Genomic DNA, 20,753 nt, shown 5'->3' with positions numbered 1-20,753 from the left:
GGCGCCACCTCCTGGTCCGTGGAGCGGAAGCGCGATTGTGCCTGCCGGCCTGCGGATCTGGAAAACAGCCTGACAGTGACTGACGAGAAACCCAACGCAGCACGTTCAGCTTTTCTGGTGGTCGGGCGGTGGGTCCGTGATCGGATTCGTCAGAGGAAATGGCAGGGCAACGCCGATGGTCGGTTTGCGGGGGCGATCGGTCCAGAGAAGTTTCGTATGATCATCGCCCTCGCCCTGGCGGTGGCAGTCGTCTGCCTTTTCCCAGCGCGGACAGCAGCCGCGTCCTGGTACAATGCGGCCTGGCAATATCGCGTCCCCATCACAATTCATTCGACGAACGTTGCGGGGCCGCTCACCAACTTCACGCTCCTTGTCAACATTACCAATGCCAGCGTCAAGGCGTCGGCCCTCGGAAGCGGCAATGACATCCTGTTCACCTCCGCTGACGGAACCAACAAGCTCGCGCATGAGATTGAAAGCTACACCAGTTCGGATGGAGTCCTTGTTTCCTGGGTAAAGGTTCCACTCCTTTCTTCCGTCACCAGCACAAACGTCTACCTCTACTACGGAAATGCCGCGGCGGCGAACCAGCAGAACGCAACGGCGGTCTGGGATTCAAGTTTCAGGGCAGTCTGGCATTTGAAGGAGGATCTTGCAGGAACGGGTACTGCCGACGTTTATTTGGATTCTACAGCCAACAGCAATCACGGCGACGACCTCGTTTCCTCCACGGGCAAAACAGGAAAGATCGGCAAAGGCCAAAGTTTAACGAATTGGTCGGATCATATTCGGGCTCCCTACAGCAGCAGTCTTTCCTTCAGCGGACAGATCACGATGAGCGCCTGGATCAACTACAAAACGTTCATCTGGGATAATGATTACGCCTATATCATTGGTAAAGGGTATGATAACAGCGGTGAAGCCTATTACCTGCGCACGCAGCGTTATCCAGGCGGTTCGCCTCACAGCCTTTCAGCGGGGTCCTATTCGATCACGGACAACGCCGCAACCTGGACGATCTCTGGCTGGACCACGGGACAATGGCGCCACGTGGTCGGCGTTTACGATGGCTCAAACTGGCGCGTTTACATGGACGGGACCCAGCGCTCAGCCACTCCCAGCGCCACAGGAGCACTCACCAATGGCATGGCGACTCTCATCGGCGGCATGCACAACTACAGCAATCCGCAGCGGTATTCCGATGCATTGGTTGACGAAGTGCGCATCTCCAGCACGGCACGGTCTCCATCCTGGATAACCACCGAGTTTAGAAACCAGAGCGCGCCCTCATCGTTTTACAGCGTTGGAACCCAGGAGATTCCATCGCCGCCGCCAACCAGAATCGCGATCACCGCAGTCAACAGCGGGACACCGCCGAGCGCGGGAACTTCCTTCAGCGTTGTGGTGCAGGCGCAGGACGCGGGAGGAAACGCAAGTGCCGTCACCACCAACACCGCCGTGAGCCTCACCCGCGCCACGGGCAGCGGCACATTAACGGGCACGCTTACCGGCACGATCACGTCGGGCAACAACTCCGTCACGATCAGTGGCGTCAACTACCTCAAAGCTGAAAGCGGCGTAAGTCTCACTGCGACGCGCACCAGCGGAATGTCCCTGGCGGCTGGCACCAGTTCCACCTTCACAGTCAGCCCGGGGCCGTTCAACAAGCTGCAGTTGCTGATGCCGGGCGAATCGGCTGCGCCGGGCACAGCCACCGGAAAGAGCGGTTCGCCGACGGCTCGCACGGTGGCCAGTTCCTTCAACATTACCGTCAACGCCGTTGATGCGAATTGGAACGGGATCAGCACGAACGACACGATTGCGATCACATCAAGCGACAGCAGCGCAACGCTTCCAGCAAACGCAGCGCTGACCAACGGAACCCGCGTGTTCTCCGTCACCTTCAACACAGCGGGATCGGCAACCGTCACTGCTACCGATGCACGTCCAGGAATTACGTCCAGCACGAGCCCGAGCACGACGGTGAACCGCGGATCTCAGACGATCTCCTTCCCCTCTCCCGGCAACCAAATCTACGGCGCGAATCCTGCCCTGGCCGCCACGGCTTCTTCAGGGTTGCCCATCACCTATTCCGTGGCTTCCGGCCCGGCCCAGATCGTCGGGACAACCCTGCAGATTAATGGCGCCGGTTCCGTGTCTGTACTGGCAAGCCAGGCAGGAAACACCAACTGGAACGCCGCGGCAACTGTGACCAACACGATCACTGTTTCAGCGAAGCAACTCACTGTTACGGCGAACAACACAAACCGCCTGTACGGTGCGCCGAACCCGCAGTTCACAGCCAGCTATTCGGGGTTTGTCGCTGGGGAAAACTCCAGCGTCTTGAGTGGAAGTCCGTCGCTGACCACTTCAGCCGGCGCAGCAAGCACAGTGGCTGGAAGCCCTTATGCGATCACAGCCACAAACGGAACCCTCAGCGCATCCAACTACACGTTCGTGTTCGTGAGCGGCCAGCTGACGATCAATCGCGCCAGCACCACGAACGCGCTCACCACTTCAGCCAATCCCGCAGGAGCGGGGTCGAACGTAACTTTCACCGCGATCTTGAATGCCATCGCGCCGGCCAGCGGCCTGCCAACAGGAACCGTTCAGTTCCTGACAAACAACGTCGCCGCAGGAGGCGCTGTTGCGGTCAGCGGCGGAAGTGCAGGCATGAGCACGGCTCTCCTGTCAAGGGGTTCTCACACCATCACTGCGCGATATTCCGGCGACGCAAACTTTATCGGCAGCACCAACAGCCTCATCCAATCCATCAACACGCGTCCCGTCGCTGGCATCGACACCTTGCCGCGCCATCCCTTGAGCGGGGCAAAAGTCCGTCCCGCGACATTGCTGGCCAACGACTCTGATCCTGACAACGATCCCTTCACGCTGCGCAGCCTCAGCAGCGCCACGGCGTCCGCTGGAACCATTTCTTCGAACGCAAATTGGATCTTCTATCGCCCGGCCAACGGCTTCACGAATGCCGATTCGTTCACCTACACAATAGGCGATCCAGGAAACCTGACTGCGACGGGCCAGGTATCCATCACGATTGCTCAGGACCTTCTTCCGTCACAAAACCTCGTGGGCACCGATGCTCTTGGGCCCGGTTCAAAGCGTCTTCGCTTCGCCGGCGTCCCCGGCCGGGTTTACACGATTCAATATACCACGAATGCCGTCCTCTCTGGATGGCAGTCACTCGGCACCGCGATCGCGTCAACCCTCGGCCAGTTTTCGTTCACCAACTCAGCGCCCCCCGGCACCCCGGCGCGCACCTATCGATCAGTTCAACCATGAGAATCATTTCATCATTTCGGCACTGCTTACGCGCAGGAGCGTTCGCCGATCAGTTTAACTGCGCGAAACCTCAAACGATCCATCCAATGAAACGGCTAAAAGCCATAGTCCTTATAGGGCTTCTCGGAGCAGCGGCACCACCGCTCCTTGAAGCGCAAACCATCGAAACCTACACGTTCACCACGAATCGCGTCCTTCCCGACGGAAATCCGTCAGGCTTGAGCGACATTCGGCAGGTGAACTCCGCCATCGGCACCATCTCATCCGTGAAAGTGCGATTGAAAGTCACGGGAGAATTCAACGGTGACTTATATGGTTTCCTCACTCACTCCAGCGGCTTCACCGTCCTGCTGAACCGCGCGGGGAAGACAGTTGCGGATACATCCGGGTATCCCGACAGCGGCCTCGACGTGACATTCCAGGCTGATGCGGCGAATGGCGACATTCATCTCTATCGCAACGTCACCACCCCTGCAAACGGGGCGCCGCTCATCGGGTCGTGGCAGCCCGACGGACGCAGTATCGACCCAGCCAGTGTCACGGACGCCTCGGCGCGCGAAACCTCGCTGACGAACTTCAATGGCCTGAATGCCAATGGCGAGTGGGTGTTGTTCCTCGCGGATATGGAATCGGGCGCGACGAACATGCTGACGCAATGGGAACTCGAAATCGCTGGGGCTGCGGCGCCTGCGATTGTCTGGAACAACCCGTCCGACATCGTCTATGGAACGGCGCTGACGGCGACGCAACTGAACGCCAGCGTGACCTACGGCTCAACGAACGTGCCCGGATCGTTTTCCTATTCACCAGACACGGGAGCGATCCTGAATGCAGGTGCAGGTCAGGTTCTGTCGGTGACATTCACGCCTGCTGACACCAACGCATTTCTGCCTGCGTCAACTACCGCCAGCATCAACGTGACACCAGCCATGCTGACGATCACAGCGGCAGACAAAAACAAAGTCTATGGCGGCGCCTTGCCCGCATTGACGGCAAGTTATAGCGGCTTCGTAAATGGTGACGATGCGAACGACCTGGATACGCCTGTGACGCTCGCCACAGCCGCCACAGCTGCAAGCTCCGTCGGAACTTACGAAATCACCGCGACCGACGCAGCCGATGCGAACTACAGCATCAATCATGTAAACGGAACACTGACCATCACCCAGGCGCCGCTCGTCATCAGTGCCGTCGACAAGTTCAAGGCTTACGGTGCAGCAGTGCCAGCGCTCACCGCGAGTTACAACGGCTTCGTAAACGGTGACGACGCGAGCGATCTGGATACAGAAGCCAGCCTCGCAACCGCCGCGACCATCGCAAGCAGCGTCGGCACGTATGCGATCACGGCATCGGGCGCGAGCGACGCGAACTACAGCATCACTCATGAGAACGGAACGCTGACCGTAACAACCGTGAACCTCACGATCACGGCGCATGACCAGTCGAAACTGTTCGGCCAGGCGCTGCCCGCGTTCACGGCGAGCTACAGCGGGTTCGTTAACGGGGATGATGCGAACGACCTCGACACGCCTGTCACCCTCGCGACAGATGCCACCTCAACCAGTGATGTGGGCACGTATGCGATCACGGCAAGTGGCGCGGCAGATGCCAACTATGCTATTGACCATGTGAATGGGACCCTGACGATTGGCCAGGCGTCCACAACAGGCGCGATTGTCTCGTCCGCGAACCCCGGCCTGCCGGGCGCGGATATCACCTTCACCCACACCGTCATCCCGGTAGCGCCGGGCGCGGGAATCCCCACGGGAACAGTGAACTTCCGCATCGAGGGAGCGATTGCCGGTTCTGCGAACCTCGCAGGCGGCGCTGCCGGATTCACACTCGACAGCCTGGCGCTCGGCACACACAGCGTTACGGCTGAATACGCCGGCGACGGCAACTTCCTGGGCGCCACGAACACGCTGGATCCTGTGCAATCCATCAACACGCCGCCTGTCGCGGGCAATGACACGTTCGAGCGCCACGCACGCGGCGACTACAAGGTGCGTTTGTCAGTCCTTCTCGCGAACGACACGGATGCGGATTCCGACACCCTGATCCCGAGCATCAACCCGGCAAGCGCAAACGGCGGGACTGTGACATTGGTGGGAGGCTGGGTGTTCTATCGACCCGCGCCTGGATTCACAAACGACGATTCGTTCACCTATACGGTTGCTGATGGCCGTGGCGGCTCAAGCATGGCGACAGTCACTATTGCCAACGCGGAGGATTCCGCACCGTCAATGAACCTGCGCATCGTTGACCTTGGCGGTGGTTCCCTGCGAATCGATGGCTGGGGAATTCCCGGTCGTACCTATCGTTTGCAACACACACCCGTGCTAAGTCCGGCAGTCTGGACAAACCTGGTAAACGGGTCGGTGACGGCAAGCACCAATGGAACGTTCTCGCATACCGATAATCCGGGCGAGACTCGGTTCTATCGCACAGTCTGGCCCTGATCGGCCGAACTGAAACTGGATAGTTTGAGGAGCGGGGCTTCGCTGGATCGCCAGCGGAGCCCCGCGTTTTTTTGGATCAGAACGACGGTTCTCCGAGCATCACCGAGATGCTGTGCCCAATCAGAGCGACAACGTCTGGATGCGAATCGTTGTTCACGTCGAGGATCAGCACGCTTGAAGCCGTTCCGCCGCATGGGAAAGGTGCCGACAAGGGTTCAATCATGGTGTGCGCGAGCGTCGCAGGCATGATGCCGCTGATGAACGCCGTGAGATTCTGGCCGGTCGATGGAACCACCACATCTGGCAGACCGTCCCCAGATAAATCCCCCAATGCCGCGCGGGCATAGACGCCATTCGGGAAGGTTCGCGGATTAAATGTGGCATTTGTCGGGAAGGTACCTGTCCCGCTGTTGTAATAGATTCTCGGCACTGCGCCATAGTCCGTCACAACCAAATCCTGGTCCCCGTCGCCATCCACATCCGCAGTATTGATATGTCTGCCGCTCCCATCGTAGAACTGATTCGCAGTGAACCCGCCCGCACCATCGGCCAGACGGACGTTCACACCACTTGAACCAGCCCCGATGAAATCAGGATCGCCATCCGCGTTCACGTCAGCCAGCAGTGCGACCTCCTGAAATAATGCAGGCAAGAGCTCAATGGCATTCGTGAACAGGCCCGTTCCCGTGCCCTGAAATGTATAGGTCCGCTGGCTCTCGTTGACAAAGATGAGATCCGCCCGGCCATCACCCGACCAGTCGGCAGCCGTAACCTGCGCCATTCGTTCCATGGGGCTGCCCATCGCCATCGAGTGAATGATCGGCGGCTGAAAACCGCCCTGGTTGTTCGCCAGCAAAACCATGATTTCGGCGGGCCGCAGCAGCGTTTGGAAAAATCCAACAATGACGGCTGGCTGAACCATGACTATATCCAGGCGTCCGTCAGCGTTCACATCCCCAAGGGCGAAATGCGGCGCCGAAATGTCGCGCGCATTGTCGAAGAAGTACGAACCCGAATTCGTAAACTGACTATTACCTTGCCCGTGAAGGATTGTTATTCCCGCGAACTCTTCGTTCCCAATGGTTCGTGTCACGGCGACGGCAAGGTCGGGCCGTGTATCGCCATTGAAATCCGCCGTTTCAAACTGCATTCCCAGGAAGGTCAGTGTCGAAAGATACGGCCCGTTCAAACAAGGTGCGGGACAAGGGCTGAGGGCCAGGTCGAACAGGGCCCCGGAAAATTCTCCGAGCATCGATTGCGTTCCATTCGTCGCGTTGACCAGCAACAACGCGCTTTCCACGCCGTCAGTCCTCGCCGCGTAAAGCCGGTCTGGTGATGCAGGTGTGAGGCCATAAACATTGGTTCCATTCAGCAACGCCACGGTTTGAGGCGCGTTGGAAATACCGGCTGAAAACGATTCCAGCGAATCCGCCGTGCCAGGCTGTTCCGACGAGGCAAACAAGGCCTCCTGCGCGGAACCCGATCCAAACACAGCCAGCGCATGCAGAGGATTCGGTCGCATCAATCCCACGCGCGTTGCAAGGCCGCTGATGGTATCGATCTCAAGAAACTGCCCTGTTGAATCGCCCTGCGCTGTGCTCTCAATGCCAAGCAACTTCCCGCCAAAGGGAGATGAAGCAAGGCTGTAGCAATAAATGGCGGGACCGTTGGTGGTGAGATATCCAATGCTCGTGACCGCAAGTTGACCCGTGATGTCTGCTGGCTGGTCGAGCAGCACGCGCACGAGTTGATTGCCCCGAACACCCAGCAGGCTCCCTTCAGCATTGAACGCAACTCCAAAACCCAACCCGCTGTTCACGCGGCCGATGGCGAAGAGCTTGCTCGCAGCCGGATCAACAATCGCGAGCACGCGGCCATTCACACTGCTCCCAACTTCGGCAAACAACGTTCCTGGCGGCAACGCCCCGATCGTTGGTTGAGCCAGAAGCGGCGAGCGTCCCGCCTGCAATTCCCAGCCATCCCAAAAACCATCCTGATCACTGTCGCGCGACCGCGGATCTGTTCCGCCACTCAATTCATCTGGATCCGAAATCAAATCACCATCGCTATCGCCCGTAATGGGACTGAGCCCTGCCAGCAGTTCATCAAGGTCGTTCAACCCATCACCGTCGGTGTCTGCTGCTTGAGAGTCCGTTCCGAGTTGCGCCTCGTCGGCGTCAGAAAGCCCGTCACCATCGCTGTCCGGGCCTGCCAGATACAAAGCGTTTCGATGCAGCACGGGGTGGTCGGGAATACCGTCATCATCGATCCATATCGTGTTGAAGCCGGGAAAGAACAGGAGGTTCGCATTGCGGACGCCGCTGCTGTCCGCGGTGAAAGCAGCCACTCGAACCTGGTTCGTGTTCTCGCCCCGGATGGTGATCGTGACTGTTGATCCAAATGAATGGCCGAGCGGCGGCAGGTGCAAGCGCAGTAATCCATAACGAGTGACGAGATCTGGCAGGTCTTGCGCATCAACGGGCAGTCCGCGCGTCGTGATGCGGCCCGAGGGCGTGAATGGATATTTTGCATCCACGAACCTGACTGAACGCCGGGCGGTTTCCATTCCGGTGCTCGCGTCGACAGTCCTGAAAGTCGTCAGGCTGTTGCCAGGATGTCCACCACGGGCATCCACCCCGCCAGCCGGCCCAAATCCAAATCCGTTGCGCCCGATCAGCATGATATTGCCGCCGCTTCCGCCGCCACCGCCGCCGCCGCGATTGGCACTTGGCGTGTCTTCGATCGGAAACGGAAGGCTGGTATTCTCGTAAATCGTGACAATATTCTCACCGCCATCTCCTCCATCTCCGCCGCGTGTTTCCACGAGCCCATTCACCCACATGTCACTGCGTGTCAGAATGAATACGCCGCGCCCGCCGTTGCCTCCCGCGCCGCCGTACTCGCCTTCATCCAGCCAGTTCAGGTCGCCACCCCCGCCGCCCCCACCGCCCCCGCGGCCGCTGTTTGCGAACAAATCGAAACTCGCGCGGGCGCCGGGCAGCCCCGGACGTCCAATCGCCTTGCCTGCTTCCATGTCTGCGAAGTCGCCAACAATCTCGATCACATTCGCGACGAACTCGCCGCACGAAATGAAGTCGCCAGAGATGCAACTCCAGAGGTTAAACAGGGCTTCAAAGAACGTTTCGATCGAGCTGATGTCCTCGCCCGGCGCGCCACCTTCCCCATAATGAAAATCACCGCGCGCCGAGAGTTGCAAAAACGCGTCGTGCCCAGGCAGATCAGGATTCCCGCCGTTCGCGCCGCGCAGCGTGAACTCTGAAAAGTCCCCGTTCACGCCAGGCCCGTCCTCGTGAGACGACTCCCCACTCTGACCATGTGCCCCGATTCGTCCCGCCATTCGAACCGGTCCGTTCACCAGCCACCTGAGCCCTCCCGAAGCGTTCAACACCGCGCCCGCACCAACTTCCACTTCCGAGAACACCTGCAGCGAACTGTCAACGTTAGTGTGAACGCCCGGCGAAATGAACAACTCGTCCAACCCGCTCACAGGCAGGTTCCAGCCTGCCCATTCGTTCGCGCTGTTCACGAGTCGCAATTCGTAATCACGCGGCATGCCCAAACCCAGATCGCGCAACGTGCGCACGGTCAACAACACACCTGCGCGATTCGTTTCAAAGATCGCGCCCGACGCGACGACGTCGTCAGTGAGTTGTCCGTTGCGCCAGATTTCCACGCGCAATCCTGGAACCAGGTTCTGGCCCGTGATCAGCACGGGAACGGTGAGACCTTCCTGAAAGTCCATCTGGCGCAGCAGACCGGAAATTTGCGGGGGACCGTTTGGCGGCGTCTCCGCATCGTCGAGCATCGCCTCCGAGAAATGCAGAATTTCGGCGCTCGCCTGGCGCCCGTTGGATGCGACAGTCGCGATGACACCTTCGTCGATGAAGCTCCCCGTCGGCCGATTGTAATATTTCAATGGGAGCACCGAACCCGGCGGCCGCGCCTCCAGCAACGGCAGTGTCAGCGTGACGGGCTGATTGAACACGAGCCCGGAAGGCGCCAATCGCACGGCGCCCAAGAGCCGCCTTCCTGCCGCGGGCGCGGGAAGGTTGGTGCCATCCACAATCGCAATGCTCACCAGCGCGTTCGTGGCCAGCGCACCCGGCGGGACATCCAATGCTGCACTGCCATCCACAGAATTAACGGAACCGCCCTGACCCGCGCTGATCCAATTCGTCCCACCCAAACTCGTTCGTGGCAACACTTGGACGAGCGCCGTCGCGCTGATGCCCGGCTGCGTCACAAGCATGGCGGTAATGGTCATCAAATTCGTCGGTGGCAGCTCGGGCAATCGGTATAACCCGCCGGAAATCAAACCTACCGCCGCGTTTCCGCCCGCAACGCCGTTAACCGCGAAGGTCACCAGCCGATTGGTCGCACCGCGAACAAATGTGGAAAACTGAACGGCCTCGCCTGGCGCGGCAGCGTCTCGATTCGCTGTCAGCAGAATGAACGGCGGCACAACAAATGGCGTGGTCGAAGCCGAAACTTCTGAAGCCGTGAACAGCTTGAATGGCGCGGTGACGGCGCCTGTGGGAACGAGCATTGTCAGGTATCCGAAATCGTTGGTGATTACGGGGCACGGGACCCCCGCGAGCGTCACTTGAAAATTCGTTCCCAACCCATCCGCGTTGGCCACCATCAGATAGGCAATCGAGCCCGGAACACCGCTGCTGGGAAAAAACCCCGTCACCTGCGGCGACGCCGGCGCTGAGTCGTCCAATTGAAAGGAAACAGACCGAACCGCGCTGGTCCGGCCGGTGCGATCAATCAATTGGAATTCGGCTTCGTAGGTCCCCCACCAATCCAGATGCGTCAGCGTGAAGGGCCGCAACATCGCCGAGCCCCCGCTGTTCGTCATGCCAGTCTTGCTGGCGAAGATTTCCCTGACCGCATCCACTCCGGACGGCGTTCGCAGCACGGCGCGAACGCGTGCCACATCGCTCTCCGCATCGCTCCAGGACACCGCAAAGCCGGGGTTCAATTTCCACGTTTCACTAAAACCCGGCCTCCATGCGGGAGCCTCCGACAACACCCCTGATAGTTGCGGCGCGGTTCCCAGTCCACCAGTGCCCACAATGGTGATTTGAAACTCAACCGGCTCGCTGTAAAGGCCCATGCGATCCACAAGCCAGAGCGTGAAGTAAGATGTGCCGAACGGCAGCTTGTCGGGGCGAATTGGAAATTCGGCATGCGTCAGCAAGTCCGTGATTCCCACCGACTGGGCAGACAGAATGTTTGTGAACGATCCCAGAACGTTGGTCCAGGTCAGCGCAAGGCCCGCAAGGTCGAGATCCGGTTCGTTAAAATCAAACTGAAGGATCCCCGTTGAATCCAAAGAGAGGGCATTCGTCGACACGGAAAGCGACGTAATGGCGGGGTTCGTGCCGGAATCCTTGAACAGGCGGAAAAACACATGCGCATTGGTTCGCGGAACGAGCAGCCGCTGTTCCGCATTCAGCACGGACGGCGCGGAGCCGAGGTCATCCCAGTTGTCCGCTGCAAGTTCGCCCCGGGATTGTGCGCGGAAACCTATGGCGTTGGCCGGCCATGCAAGCACCACATTGGTGCCGCTTACGTGCATCTGAAGTTCAGGACCGCTGAATGCAGACGCCAGCGAAAAGAGGAGAACCGGCAGGCACAAACAAAAGTGCGGACAGGGAACAGATCGGAAGCGCATAAGTAGCCTTGCTGGATTGAAGAGCCGTCGTCCCCTTGAAGTGGTGGTCGCGAAAACACAAAACCTCTGCGGGTTTTTGCTGGGGGAACACGACCGGAGCATACTGCCCAACGGCACTCAGTCAAGGACGGCGAAACGCCGACCGGAGCGGCTTCGGCTAACAGTTACTTTTTGCGCACGGCGAGCGGCAGGTTTCACTCGGCGAGCCGGGACCGTATCGCCGCGCTTCCAAAGCGGCGGAACGTGGATCGCGAAGGCAGGGTAGAAACTTCGACCGCAGTCAAAGAGCGGGTTGGAGGCTCAAGGAGTTCGGCCGTGAAACCGCCGGGACGCAGCACACCCCGTCGCGTTTTCCCTTTGATTGTCGCTGTCACCCAGCCACCACGCTGCGCAGGATCAGCGATCCAGATTCGATTTCCGCGCTGCAAGACCAGGCAGGCTCGGTCAACCCTCAGATCAGAAACGATTTCGTTCGCTTGATAGATTGCCGCGAGAATCGCTCCGTCATCGAACTGGACGGCCTGAACTGCTTCGTCATTGCGCAGCACACGCCATGGAGGATTCTTGAACAGCTTGCGTGCTTCTGCAGCGGTACCCGGCGCGATCACGAAGCCCGAGCCTTTGGAAGATGCACGCGTGTCGTGTTCAATGGACGGCAAAAAAACCGGGGCACTCACCCGATCGTCCGGCAACGCAGCATTGATGGATCGCCATGAGCCTTCCCGAACTCCTGTTTCCACGCTGGCATTTTCCGCGATCGGCACATAAACGAACCCGGCATGATGAATCCAGCGCGCGTTCGTTCCCTCGGCTGAGCCTTGCACTTCGCGAACCCTGCCGTTGGAGTCACAAAGCGTGACAGGTCCGCGCAGATGGCTTTGGTCCATCGCAGTCCGAACGGCTCCGATGGAAGCGTCTGCCTTCAATCCCGCGACGAGCGAAACCACAATGTCGCCATGGCACGCCCAGAATTTTCTCGCGCTCAACCTGGTTTCGTTGGTCGTGCCAAAGCGGGTGTTCATCGCAATCGCGCAGCTCGCCTGATCCGTGACCGCGCCCACAAAGTCGTCGCGCTGGGGCACTCCCGCACCTTCGGCGTACGTGACTCCGGGTAATCGATTCCAATCCCAGACAGGCGCAAGATCGAAATACTCGTCACCTTCCCTCATCAGGTAGTGGTCGCCGCAATTCTGCAGCCCACCCTTCAGATGCTCACTGTTCAATCCAACCTCCGTCGTAAATGTTCGCGACGAAAGTGTCTTCACAAAAAACGAAAACCGGGGTCGATGATATGCAACGAAGTCGGACCTTGGAAAATTCCGGGCGCCAACCAACGGCTCCCGCCGAACGTCGTTCTGCCGCGCAACATACCGGTTCAGTTCAACGCTGCGTTGGGGAACCAGGTCGCGCAGCTGTTTCAACGTTGTCCGAATATCGGCCCACTTCAGCGTGCCTGGCCGGCTCACGCTGCGGTCGAGAACGGACGGAACGGTATAAATCCCGCGAGACATCCATTGATCTCCTTCCAGCGCCAGGCCTGCAAGGATGCCGGCCTTTTCTTCCGCAATCTCCCACGGCGTACCCTGCAACTGCCAGGCCACGCGCGTGCCCGTCACGAGGTAAGGACGGCCGTACGAGAACTGCTGCAATCGCTGGTAATGCTGATGGAAGCTGTAGTCGGACTGAATGCCATCCTGGGTCGTGATGTTGATCTCCCCTGCTATGATACGACTGCACTCCGCGAGAAATTCCGCGTTGCGAGTCAGCGCGGCGTATTGCAGGGAAATGTCTGCGATCCAGACGGTGTTGGCGCCACTGCCGCGGCGCGGGCGTCCTGATTGCGCAACGACCTCGAGCGCGCCCTTGCGCTGCGGCTCGCTCAAGTGTTCGTCCATGAGAACCACGACGTCTGCCATGATGGCGGGAACGCCGATCTGGTTCCACCACCAGTTCGGGTTTGTGAAACGCTTCGCGAGCCAAAAATCCAGCGCGCGGAACACTGCCGATTCGAGTTCCGGGTGTTGATGCAGCGAGTGTTGTGGATCCACAAGCGCCCTGGCGAGGGATCGAACGCGATCGAGATGCATGCAGGTTTTCCAGAATGCCCGTTCCTGATTCGCGTAATCGATATCCGGCCATGTGCCATCGGCGCCGAGCGATTCAATCCATTTCGCGGATTGCGTCGGCTGCGCCGCTGTCGTTTTCTCCTGCGACCAATCCGGATCGTTTCGCAGGATGACCTGACGATAACGTTCCACCACCCTTTGGAATTGCGCTGCTGCGGCTGTGTTTGACGCGGCGGCGTTTCCATCATGGGAAATCTTTGCGTTGGCGCGATGCGTGTAAAGCACGCGACCGCCGTGCATGCGGTATACTTCGCTCCCTGCGAGAAGGAACGCGCCGACGCCGTACACATCGGAGTGGTTCACGTCGAATTTCTTGGGATCGGCTCCAATGGGTTGCACATGGGTGAGCTTGCCTTCGCCTGTGACGCATCCGACGAGCGCAGCCCACGCCTTGTCGACCGCCGGCTGGAAACGCGCACGGTCCAGCACCCCTTCATTGACTCCCCACGCTACGGCGTAGGTGTTGAACCCCGAGCCGCTGGTTTCCTTCAGCGGATAGCTCTCAGGATCCAGCAGGCTCGATCGCCACAGCCCATCCGGCTGCTGGCATTGAAGTATCTTCGCCGACATATCGCGGAACTGCCGGAGGAACCGTTCGCGTTCGGGATGATCCGCCGGCAGATCCTGGATCACCCGAACAAGGCCGCCCATCACCCAGCCGTTCCCACGGCCCCAGAACACGCGTTTACCGTTGGCCTCGATGCGATTGAAGTAAGTGCTGTCGCGGTAGAAGAGATGCTCGACGTCGTCGTAAAGAAACTCTGACGTGATCCACCAGTTTGAAACGGCATAGTCGAGATATCGTCGATCTCCGGTGGCTGACCAGAGGCGCGTCCATGCGGGCGGCGCCATGAACAACGCATCACACCAGGACCATCTGTCCCCCGCTTCGCGTCGTCTGAAATCGAGCAGCGCAACGGGCGAAGGCTTCTCCAGGATCGAGTCGAACTGCGCGCGCATCGGGCCGATGATTGTGGAATCCTCCAGCCGCATCGCCATCTCCGCATACATCTGGCCGACGCAGTGGTCGTCGGCATTGTAATGCCACGCACCAAGCTTCCATTGATTGGTGGCACCCACCCGCTGCATGGCTTCACGAAAGCGCGGACTGGGAGAGATTCCGTCGAGAGCCATCATTCCTGCGTACAGCGCCCCTTGCGTCCAGTCGGTCGTTCGATAACGCGCCGGGTGTGCGAGCTGCCAGTCAGCCACATGCTCCATCATCGCCAACACGTTCGCAGGTTCGCATGCGAGAGGTGCACTCGACGCGAGAGGCTGCGGCGCCGGAACAGAACAGGCGGTGAGACACAGCAGCCCCGCAAACCCACCCAGCGCGATCCTCTGCATCCCGTTCCGGCGCTGATTCTTGTCCATCATCGAAGTCTTGCCCTCACCGTTGCGCCGTGTTCGACGATCCGGTCGATGACGAAGCAATGACATCCAACTCACTCACTGCAACAGCCGAACCCGATGAACTTGCAGTTGCCTCGAGCCTAACGAATCGCGCGGACGCGCTGGGCCATGCTGCGGTTCGCGCGGCAATGCCGGGGCGCCACCGTCCAGAGGCTACCTTGCCGAAATTCGATCCATCCGCGCTGAGGTACACATTGTATTCCGTGATGCAGCCGGCTGCATCGCTCAACCCTGCGATGGGGGGGTGATGGATGAGACCCTGAACGGCGTGTTCGCACCCAAGATCCACAGTCACGGATTGTGGCAGTGGCGCAATGGGTGAATACTCCGAGCGCCACGTGGTTTCCAGCCGATCGTCGATGGCATTGGCCGCAATGTGGATCATGCCGTGATCGTTCATCGCATGCTCACTCGTCGCCACCGCCTTCATCTCAGAACGCGCAAGCAGTTGCGGCGCAGGACGGGTGGGAACAACGCGAAGATTATCAAATTGCGCATGCTGCCAGGGACTGACTCGAAACCCCACCTGGCCCATGGTGTGGCTGTCATCTTTAACCCGGGCCATCACTGCGCCATCAAGAGTCGCAGTGATTGTCGCGCCTTCAAAACGCAACGCGAGCCGATGCCACTTGTTGACACCGAAGGAATTATTTGTGCCCGATGCGAGAATCGTGTCCACGCCTCGGATGTCCTGCGAAAGAAGCTTCCATTCTCCTGAATCGGCGAACTGCAGATGATATCCCGCGGCACTGTGCTGCTGCGATTCAACGCGGCCCAGCAACGCCAGGGATCCCTTGCCCTCCAGCAAAGCATCCGCGCTCACTTCGTAATCACCCCACCATCGCGGGTCGCCCACGATCGTGGTCGGCTGCATTTTCGTGCGATGCCAGATCACGGGCTCCCGCGATACGACCTGGCGATAGACCTTGCCTCCGTGATTGGCTGAAGCAGGAGCAATTTCAAACGCGCCGTGCACATCCGAAAAATATTTTGCAAATCGGCCAACATCAACGGCTTCGAAGTCTTCCCTGAACGGCAGCGGCATCTGCGCGACGCCGCTGGCGGTTGGACGCGCATCTCCTTTGCCCTGACCTGTCAGTGTGGAAATTGTGTACACGTGGCCAGGCTCCAGCTTCACCTGATAGCGACCGTTCTTCGGCTCGATCGAACCGACATGCACAAAGTCCCGCGAAGCATCCGCCGAGCGCATCGCTGTTGACCATAGCTGCACAGGGTGCGTTGAGAGTCCACCCTCGATCGAAACGTCCCAGGTCTCACTGCGCGATTGATCGAGTGTCTCGATAAACATCGTGTAATCACCTGAAACGGGGGATCGTAGTGTAGTGAAGCTCGCGCCGCCCTGGCTGTAGCCGCAGGCGGAGTCAAGATAACGCCAGCCGGGTTCGGTGAATTGCGTGAGATGGGCGTCAACCCAGATGATTTTGCCGACGTCGTAATAGCCCGACCACGGGCGGTCAGCGAGCATCAGTCCGGTGCCGGCACATGGAAAACTGGAATACATTGATGAGACAAGCGCCCAGTTAAGATTCGCCGTCACCCCCGCATCGAGATAGTGCCGCGTCATCACCCTCGCCAACGGCTCCGCGCCAACGAGATAATCCTGCGTGCTGTTCTCGCTGTCCCAAAGCGGCTTGCTCAGTTCGAGGGCATCGGAACTCACGCTGCAATGCCGCTGCAATGTCCGCCAGCCGCAGACATCGTGCTGCCCCACGACATCCACCGCGCTGGCAAACGCGGGATTGTTCTTCATCGCGGTCGCGACACTCCAGTAGTTCGGAGGGTTGTGGTCATCGCTCGCAATCACTTTCACGTGGCCGAAGCCGTTTTGCTTCAAGGCGGCGGCGAGCCTGATGTAATATTCGGCATCCCAGCCGCGCTCATTCCCTCCGCCGAGGTAATCAACGCGATAGCCGTTCAACGCAGCACATCCAAGCCAGTTCAGCGTGTATTGAATGTTGTCATCCGACCAGAACCCGCCATTCACCCAGCCAGCCGAGCCCCACGCGAGTGCCGCTAATTTGATTGCCGGGTTGCGCGCCTTGGCCTCTTTGATCAACCACCATTCATAACCGCGACCGCAATTGATGCTGCCCGGTTCGCGTTCGTGACTGGGTTCCGCACCAGCAGTCGTGTCGCTGTCGGCGCCAATCTCCACCTTAAGGATTTGCAACGCCGCACCATAGTTCGGCTTGAACAGGTAATCTAGAATTTCACTGCGCTGCGGTTCGGGATAATCGATCAACAACCGCGAAGACCCGCCCGCGCTCACAGCGCCCACTCCATCGAAGACTAATCCTCCGCTTCGGCCATCAACCGTGATCGGAATGGCTTGATTGGCTGCTGGTTCAAACACCGATCCCCGCACCTGCCGAATCGGAATCCCACGTTCATCGCGCATTTCTGCCCTCGCCCCTTCGTCCACCAATGAGAACTCTGCCATCGATGCGTGCGGATCCGACCCAAATCCCGACAGCGCAACGAACCGCACAAACTTCGCGTTGATTGTGCGGTCAAATGAAACGGACTTGAGCTTCGCGTCTTGCGCAAAGCTGCCTTTCGCGACCGGCTCACCCCAGATTGAACCGTCATTGCTGGCGTAAACCACAAACTCCCTGATCCAGCCGTTTCGCGGCCCATCCTGGCGTGGCAGGATCGTCACCCCGCTAAATTCACGCGCTGAGTTGAATTGAATCTTCAGTTCGTGCGGATGGCGCTTTGGTTCAGGGGTCCAGGCAGTGTGCCACAGAGTGTTGGGATCAGCATCAACCGCATTGGAGGCTTCGTATCCGGTCTCCTCGCTCGACGATTCGGCCGCGCGCACATCCAGCCCTTTCACTTCCGGCGCCGTGCTTACCAGGCTTCGCACCTGGCTGGGTGTGAGCGGCACCCGTGGATTAAAGCGGCTGCCCGACATGTAATTGAGAACGCTGTGGCGGAACTGGCGCCGCACGGGATCCGTTTCCAGTTCGTTCTTCAAATCCACGCTGCAGACCATCAGGTTCCCGCCACTGACCTTTGCCTCGAACAGCAACGCCAGCCGATGGTTCGTCACCCAGTCATCAATCACTTGCACAGTGGGCCGCAGCGCCGCGGGCATGTCGTCGAGGATCATCGCCCCCGCGCGGTTGATGAGGTACCACCATTGCCAGTTGCTGTGAAAATCGGTGGGGAACTCAGCCAGCGCCGGATGTTTTGGATCGCAAAGAATGCCGAGCGTTGTAGGCGCCTGGCGATGCGTCCACGCGGTGTTCCAAAAAATGCTCGAGAAGCCGAGCGCGACCTTGTTGGTGTCCGCATTCTTCACACGCGACGGTGGAATCATCAGCAGCACCTTGCCGCCCGCCTCAAGCGCTCCCAACGCCGCCCTGTTCATCTCCTCGACGATCATGATGTCCGAAGCGGGCTCGGTGTTGACGTGTCGTGGATAAACCCAAAGGTCCCAACCATTCTCAGCAGACACCCGCTCGGACCGGCGCCGTGCGCCCTCGCTTGTCACGATTGTTCCATCGATGGAAACAACCAGGCGACACTGTTGAGGACCGCTGACGTCATCGAGCGGCACGCGGATTCGGCGCAGGGCAATCGCGTTGTCGACATTGATGCGCCGCGCCGGCAATGCACCGCTCGCGAGCACCTTTTGGCGTTGGCCGACGAGCTTCCATCGAGTCACCGCCTGCATCGGTGCTGCTCCGAAATGAGCCACCTCCAAGTCAGCCTCCAAGGCTTCCTCAGTCGTGAACACGCGGCGCGAGAGGCGCGCCAGCGGAACGGTACTGTCGCAGTAGCGTCTGTACTCGTCGGGTGAGATGTAACCCTTTTCCTCCCAGAACGGATCGAGCACGCCAACGAGCGCGGTGCCCTGCCCGGGAAAGTCGTGCAGGTCCAGCAATTGAAAGCCGCCCATGCCTGGCGTGCGCAAGGCGGCTTCAATGTCCTCCTTGTAGCACAACGCCTGGAGCTTGCCCGAAGCGAGCAGGAAGTCGCGCGCCTGGTCCAGCATGTGATTCGCCTCCAGGCTCGCGCGAAAAATTTCGAAGTTTCGCGCCTTCAGATAACCCGTGTACTTCGGAATCTCATCAAGGTTGGGGTAGACGCACCACTGGCCGATTTCATGGCTGATGACCGGCACCTTGCGTCTGTTGATGTAATCGCGGTAATCGGTCGTGGTCTCTGGCGGCTTGCCGTTGATCCGCGATTTCAAGCCCTGGCCCCAGAGCTGAATGCGCGGATCGGGCGTGACGTGAAACTGGTTCGCATCGATCTGCGGCCACCCCGCGCCGCTGCTGTAGAGCCGCCGCGGATCCAGCGCGCGATAATGCTTCACCCACTTGTCGAGATATTCATTCTGCTTCGGTCCGCCGGGCTCGTTGCCGTAGAGCATCAGCACGAAGCTCGGATGATTCCCGTAGTGCTTCAGGATGCGATCGGCTTCCTGATAGATCCAGGCATCAACAGGTCTTCCGTCCCCAAGGGTGGTCGACTGGTTTGCCCACGAGGAACACTCCACCTGCAGGTACATGCCAGCGTCGTCGGCAGCGTGAAAGGCAGCTTCGGGCGGGCACCAGGAGTGAAACCGGATCATGTTCAGTCCATGCGCGCGGCAGACGTCCATGATCCGTTTCCACGATCCAAGATCCGTTGGCGGATGACCTGTCTTCGGAAAAATGGCGCACTCGAGTGTGCCGCGGAAGAACAGCTTGCGACCGTTAATGGTGAACTGGGTTCCGTCGATTCCGATGTCGCGAAAACCTACCACGGTTTCCCGCTCGTGCCGTGGTGTATCGGGCAATGCGCCGGAAACATTCAAGCTCGCGCTGACGGTGTAGACCTTGGAATTGAATTCATCCCACGCTTCGGCCGAATTGCCCAACGCGAGTTCCCCTTCGAAGCTTCCGCCGCGCTCAGTCCAGGTGGCGTTCACCTGCGCCGAGGCAATGGCACGCCTGTGGCCTTTCTCGCGGACTGACAACGTCACGCTGCCCTGCCCCGGCTTTTTGCTGCTGTTTCCCAGCAAGCCCTGCACGCGAACGGAACGATTTGTTCGTTGCGGAACTGTTCCAACCTCATCAATCCAAACGAGTGGCGTTGCGCGAAGCTCCAGCCGGCCGACGATGCCGTTCCAATTGCCCTGTGTGTGATCGCTGACGCTGTGGGAGTTCTCCCCCACGTCGATGATCATCCGGTTGTCCACGCGAATGGTCAGCGTATGTTTGCCCGGCGCCACCTGCCCGAGGTCAAACTCGTGCGGTGTTCCCAGCGCATTGTTGGTGCCGATCAGGCGTCCATCAATCCACACGCGCGTCTCCCAATGCGGCCGTTCCAGCGTGAGCACGACGCGCTGCGATTCCCATTCCCGTGGAATCTCGATGTCGCGCTGGTACCACGCCGCACCGGCATAATGCGTCTCGGGGGTCAGCCAGTACGGGAACTTGAAGTTACCGGGCTTGCTGTAAGGCGCCAGCGCCGGGTCCTTGAACCAGTCGGGTTTCTGCACGCCCCCGATCCATTTGGTTTCCAGGCCCGGCGCATCTCCAATTCCCTGCTGGCTGAGATCGCCTGGCAACTTCACCCGATCCGGCAATGCGCGTTCGAACCAGCGCTGCGCGATTCCAGCGTCAGAGCGATCCAGCTGAAATCGCCAAGTGCCTGCGAGCGTTACGGGTCGTTCATCCGCGATGGCTTGCATCGCGAAGGCCAGAATGAATGCCTTGAAAAGGGTTCTTCTCATAGTGC

At 59.5% G+C, this 20,753-nt stretch carries 5 protein-coding genes; 2 read left to right on the top strand and 3 right to left on the bottom strand.

What is annotated here, in order from left to right; all coding sequences use genetic code 11:
• Positions 1–216: 216 nt before the first annotated feature.
• Together VEH04_20125 and VEH04_20120 are read left to right on the top strand one after the other, a co-directional pair.
• Positions 217–3,300, top strand: coding sequence for a DUF2341 domain-containing protein (locus tag VEH04_20125; GenBank protein HYG25081.1), 3,084 nt, complete (start codon positions 217–219; stop codon positions 3,298–3,300).
• Between the two features lie 86 nt (positions 3,301–3,386).
• Positions 3,387–5,759, top strand: coding sequence for an MBG domain-containing protein (locus tag VEH04_20120; GenBank protein HYG25080.1), 2,373 nt, complete (start codon positions 3,387–3,389; stop codon positions 5,757–5,759).
• Between the two features lie 76 nt (positions 5,760–5,835).
• Here VEH04_20120 and VEH04_20115 read toward each other — a convergent pair whose 3' ends face one another.
• From VEH04_20115 to VEH04_20105, 3 genes are all read right to left on the bottom strand, one after another.
• The gene (locus tag VEH04_20115; GenBank protein HYG25079.1) at positions 5,836–11,460 is read right to left on the bottom strand and encodes an FG-GAP-like repeat-containing protein; all 5,625 of its coding nucleotides are present in this window, start codon (positions 11,458–11,460) and stop codon (positions 5,836–5,838) included.
• A 194-nt stretch (positions 11,461–11,654) separates the two neighbouring features.
• Positions 11,655–15,026: a glycoside hydrolase family 88 protein gene (locus VEH04_20110; protein ID HYG25078.1), complete on the bottom strand. Its 3,372-nt coding sequence runs from the start codon at positions 15,024–15,026 to the stop codon at positions 11,655–11,657.
• Positions 14,977–20,748, bottom strand: a complete 5,772-nt coding sequence (locus VEH04_20105; GenBank protein ID HYG25077.1) for a discoidin domain-containing protein — start codon at positions 20,746–20,748, stop codon at positions 14,977–14,979. Before VEH04_20105 ends, VEH04_20110 begins: the two co-directional genes overlap by 50 nt.
• Positions 20,749–20,753: the final 5 nt, after the last annotated feature.

The organism is Verrucomicrobiia bacterium (assembly GCA_035629175.1).
Lineage (GTDB): Bacteria > Verrucomicrobiota > Verrucomicrobiia > Limisphaerales > DASXHY01 > DASXHY01.
The sequence above is the reverse complement of the archived record's forward strand: the minus strand, read 5'-3'. Positions and strand labels throughout refer to the sequence as shown.

Bases quoted from the DNA above. Each gene is read 5' to 3' on its own strand.
- VEH04_20125 (HYG25081.1), top strand. From the start codon at position 217: ATGATCATCGCCCTCGCCCTGGCGGTGGCAGTCGTCTGCCTTTTCCCA.
- VEH04_20120 (HYG25080.1), top strand. From the start codon at position 3,387: ATGAAACGGCTAAAAGCCATAGTCCTTATAGGGCTTCTCGGAGCAGCG.
- VEH04_20115 (HYG25079.1), bottom strand. From the start codon at position 11,460: ATGCGCTTCCGATCTGTTCCCTGTCCGCACTTTTGTTTGTGCCTGCCG.
- VEH04_20110 (HYG25078.1), bottom strand. From the start codon at position 15,026: ATGTCATTGCTTCGTCATCGACCGGATCGTCGAACACGGCGCAACGGT.
- VEH04_20105 (HYG25077.1), bottom strand. From the start codon at position 20,748: ATGAGAAGAACCCTTTTCAAGGCATTCATTCTGGCCTTCGCGATGCAA.